Source organism: Microbacterium sp. BF1, from assembly GCF_019279095.1.
Lineage (GTDB): Bacteria > Actinomycetota > Actinomycetes > Actinomycetales > Microbacteriaceae > Microbacterium > Microbacterium maritypicum.
Genome location: NZ_JAGYWT010000463.1, coordinates 1 through 1930, shown reverse-complemented (window position 1 = coordinate 1930; position 1930 = coordinate 1). Strand labels below are relative to the sequence as shown.

The 1930-nt window shown below is 70.5% G+C and carries 3 protein-coding genes; 1 reads left to right on the top strand and 2 read right to left on the bottom strand.

The window, feature by feature from the left end:
• Positions 1 to 17: 17 nt before the first annotated feature.
• Together KZA10_RS13665 and KZA10_RS13660 are read right to left on the bottom strand one after the other, a co-directional pair.
• On the bottom strand, positions 18 to 194 hold the full coding sequence (locus tag KZA10_RS13665; protein WP_017830923.1) for a DUF5302 domain-containing protein: 177 nt from the start codon (positions 192 to 194) through the stop codon (positions 18 to 20).
• A gap of 31 nt (positions 195 to 225) precedes the next feature.
• Positions 226 to 804 (bottom strand): DedA family protein, encoded by a 579-nt coding sequence (locus KZA10_RS13660; RefSeq protein WP_218683153.1) that lies wholly within the window; start codon positions 802 to 804, stop codon positions 226 to 228.
• A gap of 184 nt (positions 805 to 988) precedes the next feature.
• Here KZA10_RS13660 and KZA10_RS13655 point away from each other — a divergent pair.
• The coding region (locus KZA10_RS13655; RefSeq protein WP_218683152.1) for a glycosyltransferase family 1 protein at positions 989 to 1930 on the top strand (942 nt) is incomplete at its 3' end.

Genomic DNA, 1930 nt, shown 5'->3' with positions numbered 1-1930 from the left:
CTCCCGCATCCGCGCGGTCAACCGCTCTTGCGTCGGAACTCGCGCCGGGTCTGCGGGGCGTTCGCACTGTGCACGGCGGAGTCGCCGTCGAGGTGTGCCTCGCCCTGCCGGTGGTGCGCGTTCTTCTTCTCGAGCGCTTCCTTGAACTTGCGCTTCATCTCCTCGGAGGAGGAGGCGCCTTCTTCGGTGCTCATGCCCCGAGCCTAGAGCACGCGCTCTGGCGGGTCACCCTCGCCGGTGTCGCACACACACGTCGATCAGCGCTCCGAGCCCGATCGCGAGCACGATCGACACGGGCACCGCGACGAGCGGTCCACCGGGGAGGATCGCCGCGACGGCCGCCCCTACGGCGGCCTGGTACAGCGCCCACCCGGTCGCAGCGAGGGCGACGAGGGCGAGGTAGCGGGAAGGAGGGATGCGCGAGGCCCCCGCGACCAGGTTGATCGCCAGTCGCGCGAAGGGCACGAACCGGGCGGTGAACAGCACCGTCGCCATCCCGCCGTCCAATCGGCGTCGGGCCCACGCCAGAGCCTGTTGCACGCGGGGGACCCGCATCCACCGCCATCGCTGCGTACCCACCGATCGCCCGATCAGGTAGCAGCACGCGTCTCCGACGGTCGCGGCGACCGCGGCACACAACACCACGGCCCAAAGTGGTGGTGAACCGGTCGTCACCGCGATGGCACCGAGTGCGGTCACCGCGACCTCGCCCGGCACCACGACGAAGAAGGCATCCCCGACCACCAGCAGGCTCATCAGCACCAGACTCCACGGGCTCGAGAGCGATGCGGTCAGCAGATCCATCGGCACGTCGCCCACTGTGCCCGCAACGGGTGAACGGGAACCAAAGACCGGATAGCCGGTGACCCGCTCTCCAGCATCCGGTGAACATCTGGTGCGCAGGGGCGTCTGCGGCGAACACGGCCCCGAGGCCCGTCATCCTGGGGCTGTGAGAGTAGCGATCGTCACGGAGTCCTTTCTTCCGCACATGAACGGCGTCACCGGGTCGGTGCTGCAGATCCTTCGCCACCTCGAACGGCGAGGACACGAGGCGCACGTGATCGCGCCCGCCGCCGTCGGCGCACCGACCGAGATCAGCGGGGCCAGGATCGAAGCGATCCCCAGCCTCCCGCTCCCGGGGTACCGTCACGTCAGGGTCGGCACGTCGAGCGCTCGCCGCGTCGCCGCCTCGCTCGCTCGCTTCCAGCCCGATGTGGTGCACCTCGCCTCTCCGTTCGCTCTGGGCTGGCGAGGGGTGCTCGCGGCCGAACGCCTGGACCTCCCCGCCGTCGCCGCGTATCAGACCGACGTCGCGGCGTACACCGAGCGCTACGGGATCGCCGCCACCACAGGTATCGCCCACACTCACATCACTCGTCTCCACCGGCGCGCGACGATGACTCTGGCGCCATCGGCGGATGCGGCCCAGCAACTCGCCGCGCTCGGCATCGATCGCGTCCGACGCTGGGGGAGAGGAGTCGATGCCGAGCGTTTCCACCCCTCCCGGCGAGAGAGCGCGCTCCGCGCCGGCTGGGGCGCCGAAGTCGTCATCGGCTACGTCGGACGCCTCGCTCCCGAGAAGCAGGTCGAGGACCTCGCCGCGCTCCGTGGCATCCCGGGGACGCGTCTGGTGATCGTCGGGGACGGACCCAGCAGAGCCCGGCTGGAGAGCCGGCTCCCCGACGCTCTGTTCCTCGGCCACCTCGAAGGCGGAGCGCTGGCGTCGGCGATGGCGTCGTTCGACCTGTTCGTGCACCCGGGAGAGAGTGAGACCTTCGGGCAGACCCTGCAGGAAGCGCACGCGAGCGGCGTCCCCGTCGTCGCCACGGGTCGCGGCGGCCCGCTCGATCTCGTGCGCATGGGGATCGACGGATGGCTGTATCGGCCGGGAGACCTCGACGACCTGCGGATGCGCGTGGCCGACCTGGCC